Origin of the sequence: Leifsonia sp. SIMBA_070 (assembly GCF_046534635.1) — a bacterium.
GTDB lineage: Bacteria > Actinomycetota > Actinomycetes > Actinomycetales > Microbacteriaceae > Leifsonia.
Genome location: NZ_JAWRYK010000031.1, coordinates 1 through 460 on the forward strand (window position 1 = coordinate 1; position 460 = coordinate 460).

Consider the following 460-nt stretch of genomic DNA (forward strand, 5'->3'; position numbering starts at 1 on the left):
CTTTATGAACGTGCGAAAGCTGTAGGGCAGAAAACGTTGGATCGTGATCGCCAAGCTCTCCAGGCAGTTTTGAGGCAGAATGGCACGTTCAGTGATAAGCAACGATTGGCAGTCATTAAGGCAGAAAAACAGCAGCAACTGAAAAGCCGTAATTATACAGCCGAACAACTGGAGCGTATTCTTGCGCATCAGTCCGATCGTAATGCGTTTAGTACTGAGCTTGCAGCTGCAGCAGGTTTAAGGGCTCATGAACTTTTGACTATTAGGCTGGCCTCTGAGCGCGCTATGGATAATCGGCCAGCGGCCCAAGAGAAATTTAGAGAAGGAATTAGGTACACGGTGATCGGGAAGGGCGGGCTCATCAGGGAGGTCAGTCTGCCTCAGCATCTTGCGAATCGTTTAGAAAGCATGCGGCTTCAAGTGCCGGTCGACCATAAGGACCGAAAAATACACTACAAGT

1 protein-coding gene is annotated in these 460 nt (G+C 49.3%); it reads left to right on the forward strand.

Annotated elements, in window-relative coordinates:
• A partial coding sequence (locus tag SB754_RS19255) for a hypothetical protein (protein ID WP_410784020.1) occupies nt 1–460 on the forward strand: 460 nt, incomplete at both ends.